Source organism: Cryobacterium sp. TMT1-2-2, assembly GCF_004403505.1.
Classification (GTDB): domain Bacteria; phylum Actinomycetota; class Actinomycetes; order Actinomycetales; family Microbacteriaceae; genus Cryobacterium; species Cryobacterium flavum.
In genome coordinates, this window is the sequence record NZ_SOGS01000015.1 from 38302 (window position 1) to 63049 (window position 24748).

Sequence of the window (24748 nt, forward strand, 5' to 3'; positions counted from 1 at the left end):
CCTACTGGTCTGGATCCACAGGGCATTCACATACTTGCAGAAGGGCCATGAGTCACGGGCCCCGTCGGCAGAGACGACGACGGAGCTCATGACTTTTGCTGCACCTGGAATTTCGTATTTTGCAGGACCAATCACGAAACATTTTGCCAGCCGTCACCGGCCCTAATGGAGGTACCTAGTGAACGTGAATTTGACCGGCAGTAACAGCACTGTTGAGGCGACGGATGCCCTCTATCGCGAGGGCAACGACGACGATCAGATGACTAAAGGGTCACTGTCAATGGCATGGTACGGCGTCGCCAGTGCTATGTTCTTCGTCTATATCGGTGCCGCCCTGGCCATGGCCTACGGCACCAAAGACGCACTGATTGGACTGGCGCTCACCATCGTGGCGTACGGCCTGATCAACCGCGTCCTTGCGAAGTACGCCATCAATAACCGCACCACGGTCGCGCTCTTCTCCCGCACAATCCTCGGCACTGCGGGGTCAGCGATCGCGACCATCATCTTCGCTCTCGTCGCCATTTACTACGCCGTGTTCGAAGGCTCGATCGTCGCCTACGCCTTCCAGGTGGCATTCGGCGGTGAGATGTGGATGTGGTACCTGATTGTCGTGGCGTACTCCACACCGCTGATTCTCGGTGGTGCCCGCCGATTCCTCGACAAGCTCAACGGATGGCTCTTGCCGATCTACGTCGGCGGGCTCATCGCAGCCGTCGTATGGGCCGGTGTGCAGTACGGCTTCAGCAGCACCTGGCTCACCCAGCAGCCTGAATCGGGACTGGCCGTGACGATGGGTGGTCCGGGCTGGCTCGCCACCTTTGCCGCCTACATGGGTGTGTGGATCATGATGATGTTCACCATTGATTACGCCGCTCTCGGCAAGCGCCAGGATACGAAATTTCACCAGCGCTGGAGCTTCGGTTGGGCGTTCTACATTCTCGCCTACGGTTTCAGCGCCTGCGTCGGCATCTTTCTCACCTTCACCATCCCCGGACTTGAGGCGTCGGAGACGGGAATCGCCGGCGGCATCGTTTCAATGATGGGGATTCTGGGACTCATCGTCGTTTTCGTCTCCCAGACCCGCATCAATACCGCCAACTACTACCTGGGCGCTGCCAACCTCAAGTCCTTTGGCGAACGGGTCTTTCGGATCAAGCTGCCCAACCTGGTGTGGGTGCTGACCTCATCGGTGATCATCTTTCTCCTGATGCTCCTGCCCATCGTGAAGTACATCCTGCTGGCGTTGGCCTGGCAGGGCGTGCTGGTCACAGCCTGGGTCGCGATCGCCGTGACCCACATTCTGATCACCCGCGGACTCGGCCAGGAACACGGAATGCTTGACGACGTGCACTACCGCAAGTTCAACAACTCGGGACTCATCGCCTGGGTTATCGCGACCGTGACCGGCATCATCATGCTGCAGTTGGGCCTGCTCAACCCCGACCTGGCCGGTGTCGGCGCCACGTGGGGCCCCATCTTGACGGCCGTTGTGGCATCCGCTGTCTATGCCTTGCTGTGGAACACCACGACGGCCAAGTCCGCGCTGGTGACGACGGTCGCCTAGCAGCAGCACCGTCTGCTTGCGCTGCCGACCGGCGGGGGAACGCCCTTGGGCGTTCCCCCGCCGGTTTATTTTTCGCCCAGATCAACCAACCGCAGAGCGATGAGGCACGTCGCCTGGCCCTCGACGGAGCCCAGGTTCAGGCGCAGCAGGGTCTCGATCTTTCGCAGTCGGTAGTTCAGCGAGTTGCGGTGAATGAACAGGGCGCTGCAGGTCTTGGACGGCTGCGCGTCATTGTCGAGATAAGCGCGCAGAGTCTCGACCAACGGGCCGGCACGTTTCAGATCGTGTTCCCAGAGCGGTGCCAGAAACTTGCGTGCCGCTTCTTTCGCTCCGCGCCCAGCGGTGGCGGTGACGACGGCGCTGAGGCCCAGCTCCGGGGCGAGCTGGGGGCGGTCGATCCCTTGCACGAGCTGGAGTGCGTGCACAACAGACAGTCGAAGCTCAAACAGACTCAGTGTCGGCCCCTTCACAACCAGCGGTTGCCGGTCGTGAATGTGCAACAGCCGCTCGACGGCCTCGTCGAAGTCCATGCGTGGGTTCTGCGCAAAGGCGACCAATCGGTCGCCGAACTCGGTAACTCGAAGCGTCTGAAACTTCTCGTGCAGGGCAACTCGCAACTGCCAGGACGTCGACGCCAGCTCCCCACTCATATCCGCGACCAGAACGGATGTTGCCACTCGCGCATCCAGGCCGATGTCGACAAACGCTCGCCTCACGTCAAGGTGGGTAGCTTCCTCCCAGGACTCGCACGCGATCACAAAGTTCTTGATTTCGTGCTGACGGCTGGCATCGACGATCACGGACCTGTTGAGCTGCAGCGCGATGATGGAGGCGACCGGACCCAGGAGGGAGGCGAGCTGACTCTCGCTGTCCTTCTCTCTAATGGCCAGACGGCAGGGATTATTGAGACCCATCGGCAGGGGAATGCTCAGCACCCCCACTTGAGGCTTCGTCCTGATTCCGGTCGTCCAGGTTGCGAGCGCCGGATACTGGGCGATGACCGTGCCGTAGGCGTCGTACACGGCCAGGGGTGACTGGATCACGTTGAAGACGGTGGCCAGCAGGGTGACAACCTCGGCATCCTGGTTAGCCAGACGGGCGCACTCGTCGGCGAGGGTCCAGCCCCGATTGACCACGGCCAGACGCTCCGCTTGCATGAGGCTCTCGATGAAGCGATTCACCTGCAGCGGAGGAACCGCCGCTGGAACCTCCAGCAGCGGGACATCATGCTTGGTGCAGGCGCCGATGAGGCCGGGCGGCAGGGCACGATGGGCCATCCCGGTAGCGAAGACGATGGCCGAGACGGGCACCTCGGCGAGGCGTTCCACGAAAGCATCCCAGGTGCGTTCGTCGGAAAAGTTCATACCGATTCCGCTGGTGAGCAGGAGTGAGTGTGGATCCAGGAACGGTGTGGGATCCATGAGTTCGGTCGGTGCGCATCCGCTGAGCTCGGTGGCCAGGCGCAGTTCCGACGACGGCGTCTGCAACAAGAGCTGCAGGGATCGCTCCAGGAGCAGGTCGACCACGCGCATCTCGAGTTCCATTCTCTAGGCGGTTTGCACAAAGTTTTTCGCAAGCTTAGTGCAGATGCCTACTGGGCCGTGCTGTCTCGGGCCCGTAGCGTGGAGTTATGGACGACGTGAACAGCAACTCGAACATCACCCTGAATTCCGATATGGGGGAATCTCTCGGCATTCACAGCTTTGGCAATGACGAAGCTCTTATGCGGCTGGTCGACGTGGCGAACGTTGCGTGCGGCTTTCATTCCGGAGACCCGGACGCGATGGAAGCCACCGTTCGGCTCGCCAAGGAGCACGGCGTGCGCGTCGGAGCGCACCCTGGGCTGCCCGACCTGGTCGGCTTCGGACGGCGCGAGATGAAGCTCATGCCCTCCGAAGTGGAATCCATGATTCGATACCAGGTTGGCGCGCTCGTCGGTTTTCTGCACAAGTACGACCTGCCCCTCAACCACATCAAGCCGCACGGTTCCCTGTACGGAATGCTTGCCCGTGACGAAGCGCTCATGCAGGGAGCGGTCGCTGTCGCCCAGTCATACGGCGTGCCCATCTTCGGTTTGGCCGGAAGTGCCCATCAGGCGGTAGCCGAGCGGGAGGGCGTCGAATTCGTCGCCGAACTCTACGTGGACCTTGACTACAACGCCGAGGGAGGGCTGATCATTCAGCGGCGCCCCGAGAATACCGACCCACAGAAGGCAGCGGCCCGCGTGCGCCGGGTACTCGAGGACGGCAAGGTGCTCGCTAACGATGAAACGATCCTCGAAATCCCCTTCGGCTCCATTTGTATTCATTCGGACACCTCAAATTCACCGGCTGTTGCCCAGGCCGTGCGCGAGGCGCTCGGCCGGTAAATCCGCGCACCCCACCCCACCCCAGCCCGACGAAAGTGAACCCATGAGCCACCAGATCATCTCCCCCCTTCCCGGCATCTTCTACCGGAAGCCGGGCCCTGGCAAGGAACCCTACGTCAATGAAGGCGACACGGTCTCGGCCGGCCAGACCATTGGCCTCGTCGAGATCATGAAGCAATTCAGTGAGGTTCGCGCCGAATTCGACGGTGTCCTCGAAAAATTCGAACTTGAAGACTTCGGGGTCGTCAACCCCGGTGACGTTATCGCCATTACGTCTTGACTGCCTCCGGGGTGGCGCTGCGGCACCCTCCTTACCTTTGAACGTTTCCCTCGACTCACTGGAAGAGCCAATGAAGAAACTCCTCATCGCCAATCGCGGCGAAATTGCCGTTCGAATCATTCGCACCGCCCGAGAAATGGGCATCGTGACCGTTGCCGTCGTGAGCGAAGCTGACAAGACATCCCTAGCCGCTGATCTCGCGGATGAGGCGATCGTGGTCGGGCCGGCTCCCGCCGGCCTCAGCTATCTCAACCACGACGCCGTGCTCAAAGCAGCCCTCGACAGCGGCGCTGATGCCGTCCATCCCGGCTACGGCTTTCTATCGGAAAATGCTGAATTCGCTCGCAAGGTGATTGCTGCCGGGCTGACGTGGGTTGGCCCATCTCCGGAGTCGATCGAACTGATGGGTGACAAGTCTCGCGCACGCCGAGCCGCAATCGACGCCGGTGTGCCGACCCTTCCAGGCACGGAAACGGCGCTTCGCGACGATGACGACCTTGAAGCGATCGCGGCACGAATCGGTTACCCCCTCGTGGTCAAGGCCTCCGCTGGCGGCGGGGGGCGCGGCATCCGGTTGGTTGAAGACCCAGCACAGTTGCGCGGGACCGTCGAGATCGCGCAGGCCGAGGCGCTGGGCGCTTTCAACTCGGCTGACGTCTACTTCGAAAAATTTGTCACCAGGGCACGCCACGTCGAAGTGCAGATATTGGGGGACGGTGAGACCTTCGTGCATCTTGGAGACCGAGACTGCTCGATGCAGCGCCGGCAGCAGAAAATTCTTGAGGAAGCACCCGCGCCCGGGCTACCAGACGAGGTTCGCGAACGGATGCGAGACTCCTCGGTTGAGCTGGCGCGCAAGGCGAATTACGTCGGCGTGGGTACGGTGGAATTTCTTTATGATCCGTTCAGCCATGAGGTCGCCTTCATCGAGATGAACACCCGTATCCAGGTCGAACACACCATCACAGAGGCCATTACGGGCATGGACCTGGTTCGTGAACAACTGCGAATTGCCGCGGGGGAGAAGCTCGATATTACCCAAAGTGACGTGACGTTCTCTGGCCACGCGCTCGAATTCCGCATCAATGCGGAGGACCCAGACAACAACTTCATGCCCAGCCCCGGCCTCATCAAGACCATGAACCTGCCCGGGGGAGCCGGCGTGAGGGCCGATTTCGGCTTTATCTCCGGCAAGACCGTGGCTCCGTTCTACGACTCCCTCCTGGGCAAGATCATTGTCTGGGCGCCAACCCGTGAATTGGCCATCGCTCGGTCGGCGCGCGCCTTGGACGAAGCACACATTGACGGAGTCAAATCGACGATTGGGCTGCTCAGTTCCCTCGTGACGCTGCCCGATTTCGCGGACGTCAAACACCACACCAAGTACATCGAATCGTTTCTGGACTCAACGATTCCGGACTCAACGGGAGATGCCGAATGACGCAGCAGACCACAGCCCGATACACATGGGGCGGCGATGAGTTTCTCTTCATTGAAATCGCTGAGGGCATGTCGCTCGAAGCAAACTTCATCTCAAACAGCATCGCCAATGCTTTGGAAGCGCGCGAGCTCGCGGGGATCGTGGATATCTGCCCGGCCAACGCCTCGCTACTGGTGCGGTTCGACCCGGATATTCTGCCCTGGCAGGAGCTCGAAAACGTGGTGCACACGCTCGAGGACGAGGTGCGGGCCTCGACCGACAAGGTACTCGAAACACGCATCATCGAGATTCCGGTCTGGTATAACGACCCGTACACGAATGAAACCGGGGCCCGATTCCGTGAGGGTTATCACCAGCGGCCCGAGGGCAACGACCTCGACTATGCCGCCGAGGTCAATGGACTGGCCAATGCCGAGGAGTTCATCAAGCGGCATCACGAATCACCCTGGTTGGTTTCCATGGTGGGTTTTGTCGCCGGTCTCCCTTTTCTCTTCCAGCTAGCCCCGCGCGAGCAACAACTCGAGGTGCCCAAATATCTGAGCCCCCGTACGGACACGCCAGCGCTGACCGTGGGCTATGGCGGCTGCTTCAGCTGCATCTACTCGGTGCGCGGCGCCGGCGGCTACCAGATGTTCGGGATAGCGGCCGCTCCGATCTTTGACCCGTCCCAAACGTTGGGCGATTTCTCCGACTTTATGATTTTCTTCAAACCGGGGGACATCGTGAAATTCAAGCCAATCGACGAAACGGAGTATCGGCGCATCCGCGCCGAGGTCGGCGCCGGAACCTTCCGGTATCGCCAGGCACCAATCGCGTTCGACCTGGGTGAGGCCTTGACCGACCCCGACGGTTACAAGTCGTCACTCTTGGAGGCACTCAATGGCATTTGACATTCTCGAACCCGGCCTCTCCACCACCGTCCAAGACCAGGGACGAATCGGTTACTACCGGTTTGGCATCCCGCAGGGTGGTTCGATGGATCAGTATTCGGCCACCTTGGCCAACCGGCTCGTCGGCAATACGGCGCGCGAGGCAGTGCTTGAGTGCACCTATATCGGCCCCAAACTGATTTCCACGACCGATGCCATCATTGCCGTGACCGGTGCGCCGGTGGACGTCTTCGTCAATGGGGAACTCGTACCCGAATACGAACGACTCGAGCTTCTCGCCGGTAATGAACTGAAGTTCGGTGTGATCAAGGGCGGCACGAAGTATTTCATCGCCGTGCACGGCGGAATCGATGTTCCCGAAGTGCTCGGTTCGCGGTCGACCTATCCGATCGGAGCGATCGGTGGGGTTGACGGGCGTGCGCTCGCCGCGGGTGACCTCGTTCCGGTCGGCGCAGCGATCGACAACGGCTTGCCCGCGCTGCAGTTCATTGAAATCAAGGACCGTCCGGCCTTCTCCAAGGACGTGACTGTGCGGGTTATGCTCGGACTGTACGACCACCTGCTCTCTCACACGGGACTGGACAGCTTGCTAAATAGCGAATGGGTGCTCACTCCGGTGGCCGACCGCATGGGTCTTCGCTACAGCGGACCCGGTGTGGAATGGAAGGACCGCGAACAACCGTTTGGTGCCGGTCAGGACCCGTCCAACATCGTTGACGCCGGGTACGCCGTCGGCTCCATCCAGATTCCCGGAGGCACCCAGCCCATCATTCTGCATCGGGACGCCGTCTCCGGCGGGGGCTACGCCATGGTCGCCACGGTTATCTCCGCGGACATGGACCTGGTGGCCCGCTGTTCTCCAGGCACGAAGACCCACTTTGTGGCCGTGACGATGGAGCAGGCGCTCGCTGCACGGGCGGCAAACACTGTCCGGGCTGCCAGGATCTGGTCCTAGCGGCCCACCGTGAGCTGGGCGCCGGCTGGGTAGCTGGGGGCATGCTCGATCGTGCGCCCGGTTGCGGAACCGGCGCCCGCCCAGGTTCGGCGCGACTTCTGAGGCGATGCCTGCTCGATTAGGCTGACCCCCTGAGCAATTCAGAGGCCAATCCCGACGAGATGCTGTGCGAGTCCGCCGCTCCCAGCGGCAGCGTCGAGATCCTGGCACCACGCGACGTTCCCCTCGGCGGGCTGCGCGCCATGAACGTGCGGCGCACCCTTCCCCAGCGCCAACGTTCCCTGATCGGCGCGTGGTGTTTTCTCGACCATTACGGTCCCGACCCGGGTCAGCGAGATGGGTGGAATGCGCGTGCCGCGGCATCCGCATACCGGCTTGCAGACCGTCAGCTGGTGGTTCACCGGAGAAATCGAGCATCGCGATTCGGTCGGCTTTCACGCAATCGTTCGCCCCGGAGAACTCAATCTGATGACGGCCGGCCGCGGGATCAGCCACTCCGAGTTCTCCACCCCCGACACCACCGTTTTGCACGGTGCCCAATTGTGGGTGGCGCTGCCCAAGGGCGCCCGCCAGATGGAGCCCACCCTCGAGCATTTTCGCCCCGAACCCGCGCACGGCGAGGGCTGGACCATGCGGGTCTTCCTCGGTTCACTGGGCGGCAGCACGTCGCCGGTCGTCACGCACACTCCGCTGCTCGGGGCCGAGATTCTGCTCCAAGCGGATGCCCGCCTCACCCTGCAGACCGACCCGTCGTTTGAGCACGGTGTGCTCGTTGACATGGGAGAGCTCACCGTCGACGGCACTCCGGTAGCGAAGGACCACCTCGTGTACGCCGGCGTCGGTCGGTCGACACTGACGCTGGTCGCTGGCGCCGAGCCTGTGCGCGTTCTGCTCATTGGCGGCGCGCCCCTGGGCGAGCAGATTCTGATGTGGTGGAACTTCGTGGGTCGCAGCCACGAGGAGATCGTCGCCTACCGCGCCCAGTGGCAGACGGAGATCAGCGCTGCTGACGGCGCGGTCGTCGGTCCTGATTGTGGTGGGGCCGCCGAGCCGCGCTTTGGCAGTTTTCCCGCCGGACAACCCGACCCGATTCCGGCCCCGCCTCTTCCCACGGTGCGCCTGCGCCCGCGCGGCTAGCCGGATCGGCCCCCAATACCACCATGCTAGAAGCGGATGCCGCAGCCCCGGCCCTGTGAGTGGACGCACGGTCCTGCGGAGGGGAAACCTCGCATGTCTGCATTGATCTGGTTGCGCTCATCTGGTTGCGCTCATCTGGTTGCGCTCATCCGGGTGCGGTCTCGACGTCGGCGTTACTTCTTCCAGTTGGGTTTCTCGGCGGGGATGGCGGCACGGTTCTGTCCGGTGGGGCGCCAGGTTTGGGTGGGGTCGAACAGGAGCGGGCCGCGTATCCAGGGTCGGCCGTCTCGCATGTCGATGTCCCAGCCGGAGGTGTCGATGCTGGAGTGGCTGGCGTTGCAGAGAAGGACTGCGTTGTCGATATCGGTCGGGCCGCCTTTCTGCCAGGGGACGACGTGGTGCGCCTGTGCGAGGTGGGGTGGCACGGTGCAGCCGGGGATGACGCAGCCGCCATCGCGGGCGGCGAGGGCTCGGCGCTGTTGGGCGCTGAAGAATCGGTTGCTGGTGCCCAAGTGCAGGATCGTGCCGGTGTGGCCGAACAGGATGGGTTGGTAGCCGCCGGCGCAGATGAGTTCGTCGACTTGGTTGGGGGTGAGGGGGCCGTCGATGCCGTCGATCCAGCCGGCGCCGCGGCCGTCGAGGAGGTCGTTGATGTTGATGTGCACGAGCACGGTCGGGGCGGCTCCGCCCATGGTGGGGGTGTCGGGGTGCCGGGCGGCGGCTTCGAACACGGCGCGGAGGATGCTGGCTTGTTTTTCGCTGCGGGAGCGGGTGTCGTCGGGGTGCTGCGGGCACGGACCGTGCGGGTCGGGGCTGAACTCGTCGGGACTGTGCGGGTCGGGGCTGAACTCGTCGGGACTGTGCGGGTCGGGGCTGTGCGGGTCGGGGCTGTGCGGGTCGGGTGGGTCGGCGCCGAGCGTGTCGCTGGCCTCCATTTTCGCACCCGCCTCGCCCGCCTGGCCAATTTCGGTGGCTTGGCCCGCCGCGGTGGCGTTCCGCGCCTCGCCGGTCGCTTCTTGTGCCGCTTCGTTGTCGTCTGCGTGGGCGAGGTCGGTCTCCCGGAACGCGACCCGGGCACGTGGAGGGGCGTCGGAGACTCGGGCCGTGCCGGACGTCGTGCCGGACGTCGGGGTTTCGGGGGCTCCGGGAACCGGGTTGGCCGCGGCGGCGGACAGGTACGCATCACTCAGTTGACCGGCACAGACGTTGCCGATGATGGCGCGGTCGAGGGTGGTGAACCAGCCGTTGAGGCTGTAGCCGCCGTTGCTGAGAGTGCCGAAGGTGAGCCAGCTGCGCCGCTCCGGCGCAGTCTCGCCGGGCGCAGTGCCGTCGGGGGCGAGGCGAGCTTTCCACTGGATGCCCTGCTGCCGCAGCAACTCCGGCGCAAACGCTATGCCGGCACCGGGCAGCCCCTCCGTTTCGGGAGTGATCGCCCCGGAGCCGCTGGCCACCAGAGAGCGTTCGACCCGGTCGAGGTCGGAGGCCAGCACCTCGGAGCGTAGGCCGTCGAGTACCTGCATGATCACCCGGGCCTGTTCCAGGCCGAGCTCCCCGCCCTGCAGGGCCTTCCCGAGCACCGGGTAGGTGGGGGCCAGCGGGCGGCCGAGCAGCATCCGCTGGCCCGCTTTCTCGCCGAGCACGACCCGCTGACGTACTTCGCTGCGAGAGAGGCGGGCGAGGGTGCAGACCAGTTCGACGCCGCTGCGGCAGCCGAGCCGACGGGCCAGCGTCGGCGCGGCCAGAGTCGCCGCCGCACCCGCCACGCTCGGAGTGGCCGCAGCACCCTCCGGTGCCACGGAGTCCGGTGCCACGGCCTGCGCTTCAGCATCGCTCTCAGCTGCACTCCGGTCGGCACTCTGGGCAGACGACGCCTGGGCAACCGCAGTCTCGGCGGCGCTCTTTGCGGCGGCAGCATCGAAATATTCGGAACGGCGCAGCACATCGGTCGTGGAGAGCACCCGGGCTCCGTCGACGACCCGGCCCACACTCTCCACCGCCAGCAGCAGGGTCAGTGATTCTTCATCGCCCAGCAACCCGAACGACACCCCGCCCAACGCCGCCAACAACGCATCCCGAGCCTGCTCCACCGCCGCAACGACGGGGTTCGAACCGGCCTAACTCGGGTTTTCCATGAACATGGGCGCCATTGCCTCCTTGACACCCATTCTACCGCCAATCGAACACAAAAGCGAGAGAACCTCAAAAATAATCCCCGCGAGAAATTGGGCCGCCGGATCCGAATTTATCGACGCTGGTACCACTGCTAAGGCACAAGACTTGATAGCAGCTCGTATTTCATCGCCGCAGCGATTTAGTTCCGACGTGGTGGTGTAGAAGTAATGAGCGATTTCTCGTCACAAATACGTACCGAAAGTTCGCGCATGTCCCACGTCACCGCCCATCAGCATTGCTGCCGTTCCGCGTCGCCGATGCCCGAGTGCGATGTTCGACCGCGGCGGTCGACTTTGCTGAGTTGACTCGTGGCCAACCCGCCGGAACTCCGACGACTCGGCTCAGCCTGCACTCATACCCGGCCAGTACGACAAGCTCAATGTCAGCTCGGAGGACTCCGCACCTCACTAGCCGTCGCGCACGTCCTGCAGAAAGTTTCGTACGTGCTCGCCCAGCGCTTCGATGCGCTGCTGCCGTGCGGCCTCAACGTCGAAGCCGATGTAGGCGACCGAGGGAAGCTTGCGAACGTTCACCGAACACTCGAAATTGGCACAGGCCAGAATGCCGATGGTGTCGCCGTTTCGCCCGGCCTGCCCCGCGCGTTTGGTACTGAAGAACGCCACATCATTGGGCAGCTGCACGTCATTGCACCACGAGCACTGCGGTCGCGTAGTCATCTTTCCCCTGCGCTCGCGCAGCAGTAGCCCGACCGGGTCGTCATCGAGCAGGGCGATGATGTAGCCGATGCCGGGAGCCTTGGGGTCACGCCAGCCGAGATAGTCGAGCTTGTCCCAGGCGAGCGTTGCCAGGTTCGACGGCAGGGTCACCGCCTTGCGCTCACTCAAGGAAGCGTTGATGAACGCGGCCCGGATATCCGTTTCGGTGAGCGGGAGCATGTGAAGCCTTGTCTGTCGGGTGCGCGTTTGGGCAGTTTGTCCAGACTACGCTTGCGGTCGCCACGCGTGCAGCGGTGACTCGAGTCAAGGGCCGCTGACCAGCGTGACGACGAGGATCAGGCATTGGATCAGGGCGAAACCCCAGACGGCGGAAACGAAGGCCCACCAGAAGTGACGGTTGCGTACCGCGAAAACCGCACCGCTCAGGCCCAAAACGATGGGAACCACAAAAAGCCAGAGGGGTCTGTTGGCTCCCGATTCGGTCCAGTCCGGTATGAGTGCCACGACGATGAGCGCCAAAACCATGAGCGACCAGGTGACAACGGGCCGGTTGGTCTCATTCGAATTGCGGCCGGATGTTTGGGCGGTGGACATAATGCGAATTCTCCCGTCTTAAGCGAACGGATTACACAGACAATAGGTGAAGTAGGTGCTGACGGCAGCGGCCATAACACGCTCTCCGGACGTCATACGATAAATGTTATTGCGAATGTCGAGAACAATTTGGCGGTCACACGAGCAAGCGAAATAGCCGCGTGCAGCGTAGCAATAGTCATGGGTCTGGCAGATGGAGTCGAGCACGTCAACAGCGTTACCGCCACCGTGGCCCGGACCGCACCAATTGCCCCAGATCGGAACGCTCAGCATGGTGGTCATTTGGTTCTCGCCCGCTCCGCGTTGCGAGACCGCGAGCTGATTGATCAGGCTACCGATCTCACGAGTGGCAGCGGATGCCCCGGCTTCTTCTGCAGCAGCCATGTCGAAGTACGTGGACTCGTCTGCGGCCGTGCGCATGTACTGCAGGGCCAGATTGAGCTGCTCGTCGAATTGGCTCCTGAGCGCGTCGTTGTCTGCCGTTCCATCCCCGGGGGAAGGCAAGGCGTGCGACGGTGGCCCCGGCGGTAAAGCCTGTGCTGTGGGAGACGACGAAAAGCCCAGTATTGCTACCAGGGCCAGGGCCAGTGCCAGCCATGCCCAGACTGGTCGGACAGCGCGCCCTTTAGCTAAACCAATCACGATTGAACCCCCCAATGTTTCACGTACCCTATTCACCTAGCTATGTATTCGCATATCACGTTAGGCCTAACCCTCAAATGGGTCAAGGATTGGCACGGGAATTCGGTATGGTTTATCGGCGAGATTCGCGTAATTCCTTCTGAAAGCAATTAAAAGACTAACGGAATCTTGTCCCTAACGGATGTGCCTGCGTCGCTCCCGCGGTCGATCGAGAGCGATTTGTCGTTCGAGAGTACGCTGTGCCGCATGAAAGCCGCCGTGTACCGCCATTACGGACCCCCGAGCTTCGTGCACGTCGAGGAGGCGTCGCCTCCGGTGCCGAATGCAGGAGACCTGCTCGTGCGGGTCTTTGCCAGCACGGTCAATCGCACGGACTGCGGGTTTCTCAGCGGCAAGCCCCTCGTGGTGCGGCTGTTCAGTGGACTGCGAGTGCCCAGGGCGACGATTCTGGGCTGCGAATTCGCTGGCGAGATCATGGGCGTCGGTGCCGGCGTCAGCGCATTCGCAGTCGGTCAGCGGGTGTTCGGCTACAACGGCGTGAAATTCGGCGGCCATGCCGAGTATCTGACCATCGCCGAGACCGGGCTCGTTGCAGAGATCCCGGCCGGGACATCGTATGAGCAGGCAGCGCCGATCATCGAGGGCGCCCACTACGCGCTCAACATGATTCGGGCGGCCCGGGTCGCGGCCGGGCAGAATGTGCTGGTCAACGGCGGTACGGGAGGTATCGGGTCGGCCGCCGTGCAACTTCTGGTGCAACTCGGCGCCCGTGTCACGGCGGTCTGTGCCACCGCCCATGTGGCCCGGGTGGAATCGCTCGGCGCCGAACGAGTCGTGGATTACCGCCGGGAGGACTTCACCGGCCTCGACAATGAATTCAACGTGGTGCTCGATGCTGTCGGCAAGAGCTCCTTCGGACGGTGCCGGAGCCTTCTTGTTCCGGGCGGAATCTATGTTTCATCGGAGCTCGGCACCCTGTGGCAGAACCCGGTTCTGGCGCTCATAACGCCCCTGCTGCGCCGGAAGCGAGTGCTGTTTCCCATTCCCCGGGACACGCGCGAGGACGCCCTATTTCTGCGGGGGCTGGTCGCCTCGGGTGAATTTCGGCCGGTGATCGATCGAAGCTACCCGCTCGAGCAGATTCGTGAAGCCTACGAGTACGTGGCGGCCGGCCAAAAGATCGGTAACGTCGTCATTCGCATGCGCGAGGAGTGACCGCAGCAGTAGTTCCGACGGCCTGACGCTCGCGGAACGCGATCATGTTCATGCGGTTACCGCAGCGCACGCTGCAGAAACGTTTGGACCCGTTGCGGGAGAGGTCGAGAACCAGGCCGGTGCAGTCATCCGCTTCGCAGATTCGCAGGCGCCGCATTTCGTCGCTGCGAATCACGTCGATCAGTGCCAGGGCAGCCTCCACGCGCATCCGCTCGCCGAGGGGTGCCTCGGGCACCGTCGCGTGCAGGTGCCAGTCCGACACGTCGTGGCGGGCGAGCTGGGGGAGGGCCCTGGCCTCGCGCAGGATGCGGTTGACCTCGGTGACCGCATCATCGCGGTCGAGGGTCCAGACCCGGCGAAGCAGCGCGCGGGTCTGCCGCACGTCGAGCAGTTCGGCATCGTTGCCGTCGATGCGGCCGGTGAACGGAATCGGCGCGAGCAGCGCGGCGAGGTCGGCAACCGTTTCGAGTTCGTCACGGCCACTGCGCGAAGCGCCCGGATCGGTGTCGCCCAGCAGAACCATAAATTCGAGAGCCTCCTCGGTGTCAGGGGCAAAATGCAAGTTGACTCCTTAACAAATCGGTTCTACTGTCAGTGGCGTAGGCCAGTTTAGACCATGACGGGCCCCTGTCGTCCGAAGGAGAAGCATGAAGATCTCGTCCCTGCCGGGAGGCCTGATCGTCGCTGCCCTTGCCGCCATCTCGTTTGGAACATCGGGCGCTCTGGTCAAGCCGATGCTCGAGGCTGGCTGGTCACCGACGGCGGCAGTGACAGCCCGTGCGTTGACCGCCGGGCTCGTGCTGCTGCCGCTCGCGCTGTATTCGCTGCGCGGGCGTTGGGCTGCCCTGTGGCTGGGCCGCTGGCGGGTGCTCGGAATGGGCATCGTCGGTGTCGCGTGCACGCAACTGGCCTATTTTGCCGCGCTGCAGACCATTCCGGTCACGACCGCGCTGCTCATTGAATTTCTCGCACCGCTGATTCTGGTCGGCTTTGTCTGGGTGACGACCAAGCGGATGCCGCGCCGCACGGTTTTGCTCGGCTCGGCTCTCGCCGTAGGCGGGCTGCTGCTCGTGATCGGGCCCGGCGCCATTCGGGCCGTCGATCCGGTGGGAGTGCTGTTCGCCTTCGGCGCGGCCATCGCCTGCGCCGTGTTCTTCGTGGTGGCCGCCCGCCCGGCCCAAGGCTTGCCGCCGATCGCGCTGGCGGCGTTCGGGCTGCTGGTCGGGGGTGGTGTGCTGGGTTTGCTCGGCCTGACCGGTCTGCTCCCGTTCACCGCATCGCTTCGTGACCTGTCCCTGCTCGGCACGGTCGTGCCGTGGTGGGTGCCGCTGCTCGCCCTGGCGACTATCAGCACCGCGATCGCCTATGCGGCCGGCATCACGGCGGCGGGAATTCTCGGGTCGAGGCTCGCCTCGTTCGTGGGCCTGCTCGAGGTTATCTTCGCGTCGCTCTTCGCCTGGCTGCTGCTGGGCGAGGTGCTGACGCCGCTGCAGCTGCTCGGTGGGGTCCTGATTCTGGGTGGCATCGCAGCCGTGGGGGAGGAACGCGTCGAGCTGGCCGCCGAGGCGCTGCCGCCCGACGAGCCGGAACTGCCGCACGCGCACGGGGACGCGCATAGCGACGAGGCCGCCGCCTCCGATGCGGCGAAAGCCGACGCATCCGCTTAGGCGATCAGCACCGGGGCCGGATCGTCGATGGTCGGCGGGTTCAGCACGACCTCGAGGGCGTCGGCACGGCCGAGCGAACCGGGATAGTTGTAGCGGGCAAAGCGCCCGGTAGGGTCATTCGGGGTCTGCGGAACGGCAATCGACGACCGGCGGATGATCTCCGCAACGATGTCGGTCACCGCGGTCGGCAGCGTCTGTGCGGTGCGACCGCGCAGGCGAACGGATGCCCGTGGCCCGCCCTCCGCGCCGAACCGCAGCGTGAGCATGCGGGTGTGGGCGCGCTTTCGGTCGAACATTTCGAGTCGGGCCCACACGATGTCAGCCAGTGGCACGACTCGGCGGCCGGCCCGCAGTTCGTTCCTGTCGAAGTTCACCCAGGCCTGCGGGTAGCGCAGTCGCTGCACCAGGTAGAGCACCAGGAACACCGGCACGATGGCTCCGAGGGCCATCAGGAAACCCCACCAGATCGAGATATCGAAACTTCGAGCGGTCGTGGTTCCGAGATTGATCGGCACGATGCCGAGCATGATGCCGTTCAGCGGGGTTACCGCGAAGGTGCCCCACCAACCGGCCCGGTCCAGTCGCAGCCAGCCTGCAGGCAGCGGCTCTGGAGTCGGCGCGGTGGATTCGCTCATGCCTGCAACGTACCAGGCACCTCGTTCTGCGGCACAATGCGAGACGCCCGTTACCCACGCGAAGGCGCGAGTTTAGTCATCCGTTGGGGGTGCCGATCCGAACCGCATGCTCGCGGCATCGGGCGACAGTTCTCGAGAGGCTCGGCGAAGGTAACGGGCCACGACCGCTTGCTCGTCGTCGGTGAACTCGGTGGTGATGGCGTCGAGAGAGTCGAAGAGCGGCCCCAGCTCACCGAGAATGTGAGCGACCGCCGCCTCCTGCGGACACTCGCCTTCGGTCCGTGTTGTCGCGGCTGGCGATCTTCGGACTGGCGCACTGCTGCAGGTGTTCTGGTGGAGGAGCGTTCAACTCCTGTTCGGCATGCTGGCGCTCGCCATCATCGTGCCCGGGTTCCGGTGCCGGAGGCTTTCGCCCTCGGCCTCAGTGCCTCGATGTGGGTCGCCGCCATCGTGCTCGTCGTGGCCGCGGTCGTCACGGCCTGTGTAGCACCACGCACCGGGCCGCGAACATTGAAGCGATGGGTCGGTCGCGGAACAACTCTGACACCCCGGCGACCTAGGCTGGCAGCCATGACCGGTAAGAAGGACCGCCCCGACTCGCGACTCAACGCCGCTCGATACCAGGTCGAGCGGATGTCGCCGCCGGCGCCAGCAGATTCCGCGGCGGCTGACGACACGGACACGAACTCCGCCGGGCAGTCCATGATGGAAGCCCGCGCCCAGTACGTGGAAATGGCCATTCAGCAGGCCATTCGTCGCGGGGAGTTCGACAACCTGCCGGGTGCGGGCAAACCGCTGGCCAATCTCGACCGCGGGTATGACCCGGACTGGTGGATTCGGCAGAAGATCGAGAGCGAGAAGATCACCGGGCTCGGGCCGCCGGCCCTCACCCTGCGCACCGAAAACGCCGAGCTTGACGCCCGGCTGGACAGCGCGCAGTCCGAGGCCGCGGTGACGGAGATTCTCAACGACTTCAACAGCAGGGTGGTGGCGGCACGCCGGCAGTTGCAGGGTGGGCCGCCCGTGGTCACGCCCACCCGGGACGTGGCCGAACACGTCGCGCTGTGGCGGGAGCGCCGGGCCGCCCGGAGCGACGCGGCCCGGCAGCAGCGGGAGAGTGAGGCCGCATTGCTCGCCGCCCTGACCTGGCGGGAACGCCGCCGCGCTCGCCGCCGCTGACCGCCACCCCGCTGACCGCCATCCCGCTGACCGCTACGGATGCCGGGGCCACGCAGCCGCGTCGCGTAACGTTGGACAGCCCACGAGAATGCCGCGCGATGACTGATGCGCCAACGACCACACACGAATCGGGCCTGACCGCCGCGAGCACCGAGGCTCTCAGTGTGCGAGCGCTCTATGAAATTCTCGAACAACGCGTCAACGGCAAGACCTGGTCGCTGAACGAAATGGCCATCGGCTACACCAATGACGTTGGCTACGTCGGCCGGTTGCTGCTCGTCCACGACGGAACCTGGCCGATCGACGGACGCGACCGCTGAACTCAAGCACAAGCTCGCTGAATCACTCTGGTGGACCTTCGTACTAGCCGACAAGCTCGACATTGATATCGACCAGGCATTCACCGGCACCATGACGACCATTCGCACTAATCTGCAGGCCACGAGCGAACGCACGAAACCGTAGGGAACAAATTGGCGCAGCAGGCGTTGGGTTTGCCATGAAGACAATTGTGTACAGCGAAACCGGTGACCCGTCCGTGCTCCACCTTGTCGATCGAATGGTGACCGAACCCGGAGCCGGCGAGGTGCGCGTGCGCATAGTCGTGAGCGGGGTGAACCCAACCGACTGGAAGTCGCGGCGTGGCTCACAACCGGGAGAAGCTCTGGCTTTTCCCGACGTGGTGCCGAATCAGGACGGCTCGGGACTCGTCGACGCCGTCGGAGCCGGAGTCTCGAACGTGGCCGTCGGTGATCGCGTCTGGCTCGCGCTCGCCGCCTATCAGCGGGCCAACAGCGGCACCGCCCAGGAATACGCGGTAGTCCCCGCGGAACGTGTGTTTCTGCTGCCCGCCGCGGCCAGTTTCGACCAGGGCGCCAGCCTCGGAGTGCCGGCCGTCACCGCCTACCGCGCCCTTACCGTGGCCGAGGACGGGCCGCGGCGCCTGCATCCGGGCGCGCTCGACGGCAAGATCGTGCTCGTCGCGGGCGGCGCCGGCGCCGTCGGTCACGCCGCCATCCAACTCGCTCGCTGGGCCGGAGCGACGGTGATCACGACGGTGAGCGGGCCGGTCAAAGCGGCCCTCGCGAAAGCCGCCGGCGTCCACCACGTCGTCACGTACACCGACTCCGATGTCGCCGCTGAAATTCGAGCCATCGCACCCGATGGAGTCGACCTCATCGTCGAGGTAGCTCCCGCCCAGAACTCCGACCTCAACCTTAAGGTTATTCGCAACCGCGGCTCCATCGCCGTCTACGCCAACAACGGCGGCGATCTGATGACCCTCGACGTGCGCAAACACTTCAGCCTCAACGTGCGCTACCAGTTTCTGCTGCTCTACACGGTCGGCATCGAAGTCGTGCAGCAGGCCGCAGCGGCCATCCATGAAGCACTCGTCGACGGCGCGCTGCCCATCGGAGCGGATGCCGGACTCCCACTGCACCGCTTCGACCTGGCGCAGACAGCCGATGCCCACGCCCTCGTCGAGAGCGGCGCCACCGGCAAGGTACTCATCGACGTTTCGGCGAGCTGACCCGCGGTGGCCAAATCAGGAGATCCTGCCGGGTGTCGAACGGGTGCCGCGTGTTTTTGGTCACCAAGGATGCCCGAGGTGCGTTCTTCCTTAATTAGCCCCCGAGATGGCCGAGACATAACTGAAACGCACCCTCGTCGCGAACGACGAGGGTGCGTTTCAGGCGATCGAGGGTTCTAGTACTCGCGGCGCGGGGCGCGCGGCGGGCGATCATTCTGCTCGGCGGAGCGTGAAGCGCCGCCCTTGTCGGCCCGCAGCTCGATGAGCTTGCCGCTGATGCGGGTGTTCTCCAGCTTGGAGAACACGTCGCCCGACAGGTCAGCGGGCAGCTCGACCAGCGAGAACTCCGGCAGAATCTTGATGTGCCCGAAGTCGTCGCGGCTCAGGCCACCCTCGTTGGCGAGGGCGCCGACGATCTGACGCGGCTCCACCTTGTGACGCTTGCCGACCTCGATGCGATACTGCGCCATCGGCTTGCCACTGGAGCGCACCGGGCGTTCGCTGCGAACCGGACGGTCGTCGCGGGCGCCGTAGCTACCGCGATCGTCGCGGCTGCCGCCACGGTCATCGCGATTGAAACGATCGGGGCGGTCGGATCGGCCGCCACGCTCCGGGCGGTCGCCGCGCTGCTCCGAGCGCTCAACGCGCTCGTCGCGTTCGATGCGCTGCTGGGCGCGAACATCCTCGGCGGACAGCAGCAGGGGAGTCTCGCCCTGCGACACCACGGCCAGGGCAGCGGCCACGTCGACCTCGGGCACATCGTGGTGGGAGACATAGTGCGCGATAATATCGCGGAACTTGCTGATGCGATCGGTCTCATCCAATGCCGCGGTGATGGCATCGTCGAAACGGGTGAGGCGCGTCACGTTGACGTCCTCGACGCTCGGCAGCTGCATTTGGGTGAGCGGCTGCCGGGTGGCCTTCTCGATCGCGGTGAGCAGGCGACGCTCGCGCGGGGTGACGAAGCTGATCGCGGCTCCCGAGCGGCCGGCCCGGCCGGTGCGGCCGATGCGGTGCACGTACGACTCGGTGTCGATCGGGATGTCGTAGTTGACGACGTGGCTGATGCGCTCCACGTCGAGGCCGCGAGCAGCGACATCCGTTGCGACGAGAATGTCGAGTTTGCCGCTCTTGAGCTGGTTGATGGTGCGTTCGCGCTGCACCTGCTGCACGTCGCCGTTGATCGCCATGGCCGAATAGCCGCGGGCGCGCAGCTTCTCGGCGAGAAGCTCGGTCTCGTTCTTGGTGCGGGCGAAGATGATCATGCCCTCGAAGTTCTCGACTTCGAGAATGCGGGTGAGGGCGTCAAGCTTCTGCGGGTACGACACCATCAGGTAGCGCTGGGTGGTGTTGGCGCTGGTCGTGGTCTTGTTCTTGACCGTGATTTCTTCGGGATCGTGCAGGTACTTCTTGGAGATGCGGCGAATCTGCGCCGGCATCGTGGCCGAGAAAAGGGCGACCTGCTTGTCGTCCGGGGTGTCGGCCAGAATCGTCTCGATGTCCTCGACGAAGCCCATGTTGAGCATCTCGTCGGCCTCATCGAGCACCAAAAACTTTAGCTCCGTGAGGTCAAGGGTGCCCTTGGCCAGGTGATCCATGATGCGGCCGGGAGTACCGACGACGATGTGCACGCCGCGACGCAGGGCCGACAGCTGCTGGCCGTAACCCTGTCCGCCGTAGACCGGCAGCACGTGCACGCCGCGCATGTGGGCAGCGTACTTCTCGAAGGCCTCACAAACCTGCAGGGCGAGCTCGCGGGTGGGCGCGAGTACGAGGGCCTGCGGGTTCTTCTGCGACAGGTCGAGACGGTTCAGAATCGGCAGCGCGAACGCGGCCGTCTTTCCGGTACCGGTCTGGGCGAGTCCGACAACGTCGCGACCCTCCAACAGTGGGGGAATAGTGGCGGCCTGAATGGCCGAGGGGGTTTCGTAGCCGACGACTTTGAGCGCCTTGAGCATGGCGTCATTGAGTCCGAGATCGGCAAATGTCTTGGTTGCAGTGGCAGTTTCTGCCTCGTTCTGCGCTGTGGTGTCTGGTGCGGTCATAGTACAACGGTAGTCGAAGAGTTCGCCCGCGGCGTAAAGGCTCGTCCGGCGACCAGCAAAGCGGATGCCGGCAGCAGCGGCATCCGCTTACTCAGTGCGCTGGTCGACCTGCGCCCGAGCCCGCTCGCGGCACGTGTTGGAGAGGTTCGCCCCTGTTCGAACCAGTGCCAAACTCTCAAACCAGTGCCACGAGCGCCATGCAGACAACTGACCCACGCTCAGGCCGGGCTGTAAGACTTGATGCATGGAACAACGCGTAAATTTCATCACCCTGGCCACCAGCGACCTCGAGGCGGTTCGCACGTTTTATCGTGACGGCCTGGGCTGGACTCCGCTCGTGGACGTTCCCGGTGAGATCGTCTTCTTCCAGGTTGGTCCCGGCCTCATGCTCGGCCTGTTCGACGCTCGGAAGTTCGACGAAGACTTACAACGCGAACACACAACCACCGGTGCGACCGGCATCACCCTCTCGCACAACCTCAAAAGCCGGGACGACGTCACTGCAACGATTGCCGCCATGAAAGCCGCCGGCGGAACCGTGCTGAAGCCCGCCCAGGACGGCGCCTTCGGCGGCATCTTTCACGGCCACGTCGCCGACCCGAACGGCGTCATCTGGGAGATTGCGCACAACCCCGGCTGGCACGTCGACGATGACGGAACCGTGTCGCTCGGCTAAGCCTTCAGAAGCTAAGCCTTCAGAAGCTAAGCCTTCAGAAGCTAAGCCTTCAGAAACTCGATCGCCGCCTCGCGGAACGGCCGTGACGTGGGCGCGTTGAAGTGGTTGCGGCCGGGAATCTCGAAGAAGCCACCGTTCGGTGTGGCCTCGGCCAACGCCCTGGATGCATCGAGAATGCTGTCCTCACTTCCGGTCGCGAACAACACCGGTTGGTTCGGCGCGTTGGTCGGCCCGGGCTGCGGCCCGCCACGCATTCCTTCGACCAAGGCAACCAGCGCCGCGAGGTCATTGCCCGGCTGGGCCTTCGCCATCTCGAGGAAGATGCCGGTGAGGCGATCGGTTACTTCGGTGCCGTGCTCGAGGTGGGCGCGGGCATCCGCTATCTGAAAACGTTTCAGCGGATCGCCGTCGGGAATGCCGCCGAGCACCGCCTGCGTGATGCGGCCACCCATTTCGCGGGCGGCCTGCCAGCCGACGCGGGCGCCGAGGGAGTAGCCGACGTAGCGCACCTCGGTGAGCAGGTAGGCGTCGAGTACGGCCTCGACGTCGCCGACCAGCAGCTCCATCGTGTACGCGTCGGGGGAGTGCGGCTTGTCGCTTGCGCCATGGCCACGCTGGTCGATGCCGATCACGTGAAAGCCGGCGCGGGTGAGGTCGCGAGTCCAGCCGGTGGCGTGCCAGTTCGCGATCGCGCTCGACGCGAAGCCGTGCACGACGAAAACGGTCGGATTCTCGGGATCTCCGAGCTCATAGGTGGCCAGCTGCACGCCGTCCAGGGACGGAACAAAACGGTGCTCGGGCGCGGTTCGGTGCAACATCCCCCTATCTCACCACGGATGCTGCGGTCGCTGTTTACCACAATCGCTCACCTCCGCCCCGCGCCGGTTACGCTGGGCCAACGGTAATCGAGCGAGAGCAGTGCAGTGAACGAGAACACATCCGGGCTCAGCCCCGAGGTCATCGAGGGCGTTTTCAACCTCGCCCGCGACGGCCAGACCGGTCCGCTGGGCGAAATGATCGACGCCGGAGTCGGCCTCAACGTTCTCAACCCGCGGGGCGACACCCTGCTCATCGTCGCGGCCTACCAGCAGCAGCCCGAGACCGTCGGTGAGCTGCTTCGGCGCGGGGCGGACGCATCCGTTGTGAACGCCATGGGTCAGACCGCGATCTCGTGTGCGGTCTTTCGGGGTAACGAAGCCATTCTGCGGCTGTTGCTCGAAGCGGATGCCGACCCCCGCCTCGGCACGCACAGTGGGGTGGCCATCGCCGACCAGTTCGGCCTGCCCCGCATGCGCGAGATCATCGAGTCGTACCCGCGCGACTGACTGCCCGCGCGACCGACCGCACACAAAAAGGGCGCCTCCCGAGGGGGAGACGCCCTGGCTGCTGGTGGGTTGGTTAGCGGCCGAGTCCGAGGCCGAGGCCACCGAGAACATCGTTGACGATCGAGTCGACCGAGCTGTTGATGTCGCCGCTGTTGACATCTTCGACGTCGACTCCACCGACATCGGTGCCGTTGCCGGCGTCAATCGGTGCGGTGATGGGGGCTTCGATCGGTGCGACCACGTCGTTGCCGTTGCCGACGGACGCGCCGTTGCCGACCTCGTTGCCCGAGGCGACGTCACCGTTGAGCGAGTCTGAAACGAGCGGGCCGTTGACGACTCCGCCGTTCACCAGACCGCCGTTGGCCACGCCACCGAGCGAGGTGTCGTTGCCGAGCACGCCGTTGCCGGTCGAGTCGTTGCCGGAGAGGTTGAACAGGTCGCCGATGAGGTCGAGGCGGTTCTGCTTCGAAGAGCTGTCCGTGGAGGTGCTGGTACTCGTCGTGGTGCTCGTGCTGTCGCCGTCGAACGCCTGGGCTGGGGCGACGAAGCCACCAATGATAAGAGCGGATGCTGCGGCGCCGGTGATGCCCAGCGCGGTGATCTTGCGAATGTTCGTGTGCTTCGTGATCGCGTTCATGAGAGCTCCAATTCGTTGTTCTGTTCCGGCCTCGAGGTCTTTTCGGGCCGCACAGATGGTCCGGAGCCCCGGCCAATGTGGTTTGGTCGGCATAACCCAAATGGGTGCTGCCGACCGCTCTGAGCTGGGCGCGCACTCGCCGTGACCCGCCAGGATCGCCGCGGCGAGGGGCATCCGCTCGTCGCGGAGGCAAAACCTGAAAAGAAGCTGGCAACCGCGGCAACCGAGCAATCGCGAGCAATCGCGAGCAATTTCAGGCGAGAAGGCTCACGACCCGATCGCGCAGCAGGTTGCTGCGCTCAGTGAAACCGCGTTGGCGGCGCACATACTCGGCTTTGCCCTCGGGGGTCTCGACTTCGACCGGCGCATAGCCCCAGTCGCTCAGGTCGTAGGGGGAGGCCTCCATATCGAGCCGGCGAATGTCGCGCGCGAGTTCGAAGGAGTCGAGCAAAACTTCACCGGGAACCAGGGGCCCGAGCTTGATTACCCACTTATAGATGTCCATTCCGGCGTGCAGGCAGCCGGGCTGCTCCATCGCCGGCTGGTTCTCCCGGGTCGGCTGCAGCCGATTGAGCGGCAGGGCTGCGGGAGTGAAGAATCGAAAAGCGTCAAAATGGCTGCACGCTATGCGGCTTTCGGCGACGACGGCATCCGTGTCGCTCTGGCCGAGGCGCAGCGGCGCGACGTGCCGGTGTTCGCCCTGGCGGTAGACCATCGCCCACTCGTGCAGGCCGAAACAGCCGAAGTGGGCCGGTCGTTGCCGGGTGGCCGTGAGGAGATTTACGATGAAACGGATGACGCGCTCGTTCTTTTCGGAGAAGGCCGCAGCATCCACCTGGCTGGCGGTGCCTATCGTGCGATACCACTTCCAGCTGGCGCGGGGGTCGTCGGCGGCGTCCTGCAGCAGCACGCCGGCACCGGGATGCCAACGGCGCAGCAGGCCGGGACGAAACGGGTAGTAGGTGAACAGAAAATCGTCGACCGGATGCGTCTGACCGGTCGCCGCGCGCTCGCGCCTGGCCCGAGTGAGCGCGTCCGCGCGGTGTTCGTGGTCCTGCTCGAGGCTTCGCCACTTGGTGGCCCCGAGCACGCGAGTCTCCGTGTTCACTGTCACT

General features: G+C 64.2%; 24 protein-coding genes and 1 pseudogene. 14 read left to right on the forward strand and 11 right to left on the reverse strand.

The features are described 5' to 3' along the window. Nucleotides 1–178: 178 nt before the first annotated feature. Nucleotides 179–1567, forward strand: a complete 1389-nt coding sequence (locus E3T35_RS09525; protein ID WP_134346999.1) for a cytosine permease — start codon at nt 179–181, stop codon at nt 1565–1567. A 65-nt stretch (nt 1568–1632) separates the two neighbouring features. On the opposite strand, the gene E3T35_RS09530 is transcribed toward E3T35_RS09525, so the two are convergent. Then, nucleotides 1633–3099, reverse strand: a complete 1467-nt coding sequence (locus tag E3T35_RS09530; RefSeq protein WP_206750658.1) for a PucR family transcriptional regulator — start codon at nt 3097–3099, stop codon at nt 1633–1635. A 98-nt stretch (nt 3100–3197) separates the two neighbouring features. Here E3T35_RS09530 and pxpA point away from each other — a divergent pair, with 98 nt between their 5' ends. From pxpA to E3T35_RS09560, 6 genes and pseudogenes are all read left to right on the forward strand, one after another. After that, on the forward strand, nt 3198–3935 hold the full coding sequence (pxpA, locus tag E3T35_RS09535; RefSeq protein WP_134346997.1) for a 5-oxoprolinase subunit PxpA: 738 nt from the start codon (nt 3198–3200) through the stop codon (nt 3933–3935). Nucleotides 3936–3978: 43 nt separating this feature from the next. Beyond that, nucleotides 3979–4215 carry an acetyl-CoA carboxylase gene (locus tag E3T35_RS09540; RefSeq protein WP_134346996.1) on the forward strand — a complete coding sequence of 79 codons (237 nt, stop codon included), beginning with the start codon at nt 3979–3981 and terminating at the stop codon, nt 4213–4215. Between the two features lie 37 nt (nt 4216–4252). Next, complete coding sequence (locus E3T35_RS09545) at nt 4253–5656, forward strand: acetyl/propionyl/methylcrotonyl-CoA carboxylase subunit alpha (RefSeq protein WP_241988801.1); 1404 nt, start codon at nt 4253–4255, stop codon at nt 5654–5656. Next, nucleotides 5653–6546 (forward strand): allophanate hydrolase subunit 1, encoded by an 894-nt coding sequence (locus E3T35_RS09550; protein WP_134346995.1) that lies wholly within the window; start codon nt 5653–5655, stop codon nt 6544–6546. The genes E3T35_RS09545 and E3T35_RS09550 overlap by 4 nt, the downstream gene beginning before the upstream one ends. Continuing rightward, nucleotides 6536–7501: a biotin-dependent carboxyltransferase family protein gene (locus E3T35_RS09555; protein ID WP_134346994.1), complete on the forward strand. Its 966-nt coding sequence runs from the start codon at nt 6536–6538 to the stop codon at nt 7499–7501. Before E3T35_RS09550 ends, E3T35_RS09555 begins: the two co-directional genes overlap by 11 nt. A 131-nt stretch (nt 7502–7632) precedes the next feature. Then, nucleotides 7633–8638 (forward strand): annotated as a pseudogene (locus E3T35_RS09560) (pirin family protein). Between the two features lie 173 nt (nt 8639–8811). Here E3T35_RS09560 and E3T35_RS09565 read toward each other — a convergent pair. From E3T35_RS09565 to E3T35_RS09580, 4 genes are all read right to left on the reverse strand, one after another. Next, nucleotides 8812–10725: an HNH endonuclease signature motif containing protein gene (locus tag E3T35_RS09565; protein ID WP_134378756.1), complete on the reverse strand. Its 1914-nt coding sequence runs from the start codon at nt 10723–10725 to the stop codon at nt 8812–8814. Between the two features lie 492 nt (nt 10726–11217). Then, on the reverse strand, nt 11218–11706 hold the full coding sequence (locus E3T35_RS09570; protein ID WP_134346064.1) for an FBP domain-containing protein: 489 nt from the start codon (nt 11704–11706) through the stop codon (nt 11218–11220). Nucleotides 11707–11790: 84 nt separating this feature from the next. Continuing rightward, on the reverse strand, nt 11791–12081 hold the full coding sequence (locus E3T35_RS09575) for a hypothetical protein (RefSeq protein ID WP_134378758.1): 291 nt from the start codon (nt 12079–12081) through the stop codon (nt 11791–11793). A gap of 18 nt (nt 12082–12099) precedes the next feature. Beyond that, a complete protein-coding gene (locus E3T35_RS09580; RefSeq protein ID WP_134378760.1) occupies nt 12100–12723 on the reverse strand; it encodes a hypothetical protein in 624 nt (207 codons plus the stop codon). 246 nt (nt 12724–12969) lie between these two features. On the opposite strand from E3T35_RS09580, the gene E3T35_RS09585 reads away from it, so the two are divergent. Beyond that, a complete protein-coding gene (locus E3T35_RS09585) occupies nt 12970–13938 on the forward strand; it encodes an NAD(P)-dependent alcohol dehydrogenase (RefSeq protein WP_134378762.1) in 969 nt (322 codons plus the stop codon). On the opposite strand, the gene E3T35_RS09590 is transcribed toward E3T35_RS09585, so the two are convergent. Then, entirely contained in the window at nt 13916–14461 is a 546-nt protein-coding gene (locus tag E3T35_RS09590) for a CGNR zinc finger domain-containing protein (RefSeq protein ID WP_134378836.1), read from the reverse strand. The two genes, E3T35_RS09585 and E3T35_RS09590, sit on opposite strands and share 23 nt — an antisense overlap. A 124-nt stretch (nt 14462–14585) precedes the next feature. Here E3T35_RS09590 and E3T35_RS09595 point away from each other — a divergent pair, with 124 nt between their 5' ends. Beyond that, nucleotides 14586–15605: a DMT family transporter gene (locus E3T35_RS09595; RefSeq protein WP_134346072.1), complete on the forward strand. Its 1020-nt coding sequence runs from the start codon at nt 14586–14588 to the stop codon at nt 15603–15605. On the opposite strand, the gene E3T35_RS09600 is transcribed toward E3T35_RS09595, so the two are convergent. Further along, nucleotides 15602–16240, reverse strand: a complete 639-nt coding sequence (locus tag E3T35_RS09600) for a hypothetical protein (protein WP_134378764.1) — start codon at nt 16238–16240, stop codon at nt 15602–15604. The two genes, E3T35_RS09595 and E3T35_RS09600, sit on opposite strands and share 4 nt — an antisense overlap. Nucleotides 16241–16810: 570 nt before the next feature. Here E3T35_RS09600 and E3T35_RS09605 point away from each other — a divergent pair. From E3T35_RS09605 to E3T35_RS09615, 3 genes are all read left to right on the forward strand, one after another. Further along, nucleotides 16811–17419, forward strand: coding sequence for a DUF1992 domain-containing protein (locus E3T35_RS09605; protein WP_134378766.1), 609 nt, complete (start codon nt 16811–16813; stop codon nt 17417–17419). Nucleotides 17420–17517: 98 nt separating this feature from the next. Continuing rightward, entirely contained in the window at nt 17518–17739 is a 222-nt protein-coding gene (locus E3T35_RS19565) for a hypothetical protein (protein ID WP_198421017.1), read from the forward strand. 179 nt (nt 17740–17918) lie between these two features. Further along, entirely contained in the window at nt 17919–18950 is a 1032-nt protein-coding gene (locus tag E3T35_RS09615; protein ID WP_134378768.1) for an NADPH:quinone reductase, read from the forward strand. Between the two features lie 176 nt (nt 18951–19126). On the opposite strand, the gene E3T35_RS09620 is transcribed toward E3T35_RS09615, so the two are convergent. Further along, on the reverse strand, nt 19127–20995 hold the full coding sequence (locus E3T35_RS09620; RefSeq protein ID WP_134346080.1) for a DEAD/DEAH box helicase: 1869 nt from the start codon (nt 20993–20995) through the stop codon (nt 19127–19129). A 244-nt stretch (nt 20996–21239) separates the two neighbouring features. On the opposite strand from E3T35_RS09620, the gene E3T35_RS09625 reads away from it, so the two are divergent. Further along, nucleotides 21240–21671 carry a VOC family protein gene (locus tag E3T35_RS09625; protein WP_134378770.1) on the forward strand — a complete coding sequence of 144 codons (432 nt, stop codon included), beginning with the start codon at nt 21240–21242 and terminating at the stop codon, nt 21669–21671. Between the two features lie 41 nt (nt 21672–21712). Here E3T35_RS09625 and E3T35_RS09630 read toward each other — a convergent pair whose 3' ends face one another. Beyond that, nucleotides 21713–22489, reverse strand: a complete 777-nt coding sequence (locus E3T35_RS09630; RefSeq protein WP_104130582.1) for an alpha/beta fold hydrolase — start codon at nt 22487–22489, stop codon at nt 21713–21715. A gap of 105 nt (nt 22490–22594) precedes the next feature. Here E3T35_RS09630 and E3T35_RS09635 point away from each other — a divergent pair, with 105 nt between their 5' ends. Then, a complete protein-coding gene (locus E3T35_RS09635) occupies nt 22595–22996 on the forward strand; it encodes an ankyrin repeat domain-containing protein (RefSeq protein WP_198417767.1) in 402 nt (133 codons plus the stop codon). A 73-nt stretch (nt 22997–23069) separates the two neighbouring features. On the opposite strand, the gene E3T35_RS09640 is transcribed toward E3T35_RS09635, so the two are convergent. Both E3T35_RS09640 and E3T35_RS09645 read right to left on the reverse strand, forming a co-directional pair. Beyond that, on the reverse strand, nt 23070–23633 hold the full coding sequence (locus E3T35_RS09640; RefSeq protein WP_134346083.1) for a hypothetical protein: 564 nt from the start codon (nt 23631–23633) through the stop codon (nt 23070–23072). A gap of 253 nt (nt 23634–23886) precedes the next feature. Beyond that, nucleotides 23887–24747: a 3-methyladenine DNA glycosylase gene (locus E3T35_RS09645; protein WP_370449320.1), complete on the reverse strand. Its 861-nt coding sequence runs from the start codon at nt 24745–24747 to the stop codon at nt 23887–23889. Nucleotide 24748: the final 1 nt, after the last annotated feature.

What these genes read in the sequence shown, in the direction of transcription:
- E3T35_RS09530 (WP_206750658.1), bottom strand. Translation starts at nt 3,099, where the DNA reads ATGCGCGTGGTCGACCTGCTCCTGGAGCGATCCCTGCAGCTCTTGTTG.
- pxpA (WP_134346997.1), top strand. Translation starts at nt 3,198, where the DNA reads ATGGACGACGTGAACAGCAACTCGAACATCACCCTGAATTCCGATATG.
- E3T35_RS09540 (WP_134346996.1), top strand. Translation starts at nt 3,979, where the DNA reads ATGAGCCACCAGATCATCTCCCCCCTTCCCGGCATCTTCTACCGGAAG.
- E3T35_RS09550 (WP_134346995.1), top strand. Translation starts at nt 5,653, where the DNA reads ATGACGCAGCAGACCACAGCCCGATACACATGGGGCGGCGATGAGTTT.
- E3T35_RS09555 (WP_134346994.1), top strand. Translation starts at nt 6,536, where the DNA reads ATGGCATTTGACATTCTCGAACCCGGCCTCTCCACCACCGTCCAAGAC.
- E3T35_RS09570 (WP_134346064.1), bottom strand. Translation starts at nt 11,706, where the DNA reads ATGCTCCCGCTCACCGAAACGGATATCCGGGCCGCGTTCATCAACGCT.
- E3T35_RS09575 (WP_134378758.1), bottom strand. Translation starts at nt 12,081, where the DNA reads ATGTCCACCGCCCAAACATCCGGCCGCAATTCGAATGAGACCAACCGG.
- E3T35_RS09585 (WP_134378762.1), top strand. Translation starts at nt 12,970, where the DNA reads ATGAAAGCCGCCGTGTACCGCCATTACGGACCCCCGAGCTTCGTGCAC.
- E3T35_RS09590 (WP_134378836.1), bottom strand. Translation starts at nt 14,461, where the DNA reads ATGGTTCTGCTGGGCGACACCGATCCGGGCGCTTCGCGCAGTGGCCGT.
- E3T35_RS09595 (WP_134346072.1), top strand. Translation starts at nt 14,586, where the DNA reads ATGAAGATCTCGTCCCTGCCGGGAGGCCTGATCGTCGCTGCCCTTGCC.
- E3T35_RS09600 (WP_134378764.1), bottom strand. Translation starts at nt 16,240, where the DNA reads ATGAGCGAATCCACCGCGCCGACTCCAGAGCCGCTGCCTGCAGGCTGG.
- E3T35_RS09605 (WP_134378766.1), top strand. Translation starts at nt 16,811, where the DNA reads ATGACCGGTAAGAAGGACCGCCCCGACTCGCGACTCAACGCCGCTCGA.
- E3T35_RS19565 (WP_198421017.1), top strand. Translation starts at nt 17,518, where the DNA reads ATGACTGATGCGCCAACGACCACACACGAATCGGGCCTGACCGCCGCG.
- E3T35_RS09615 (WP_134378768.1), top strand. Translation starts at nt 17,919, where the DNA reads ATGAAGACAATTGTGTACAGCGAAACCGGTGACCCGTCCGTGCTCCAC.
- E3T35_RS09620 (WP_134346080.1), bottom strand. Translation starts at nt 20,995, where the DNA reads ATGACCGCACCAGACACCACAGCGCAGAACGAGGCAGAAACTGCCACT.
- E3T35_RS09625 (WP_134378770.1), top strand. Translation starts at nt 21,240, where the DNA reads ATGGAACAACGCGTAAATTTCATCACCCTGGCCACCAGCGACCTCGAG.
- E3T35_RS09630 (WP_104130582.1), bottom strand. Translation starts at nt 22,489, where the DNA reads ATGTTGCACCGAACCGCGCCCGAGCACCGTTTTGTTCCGTCCCTGGAC.
- E3T35_RS09640 (WP_134346083.1), bottom strand. Translation starts at nt 23,633, where the DNA reads ATGAACGCGATCACGAAGCACACGAACATTCGCAAGATCACCGCGCTG.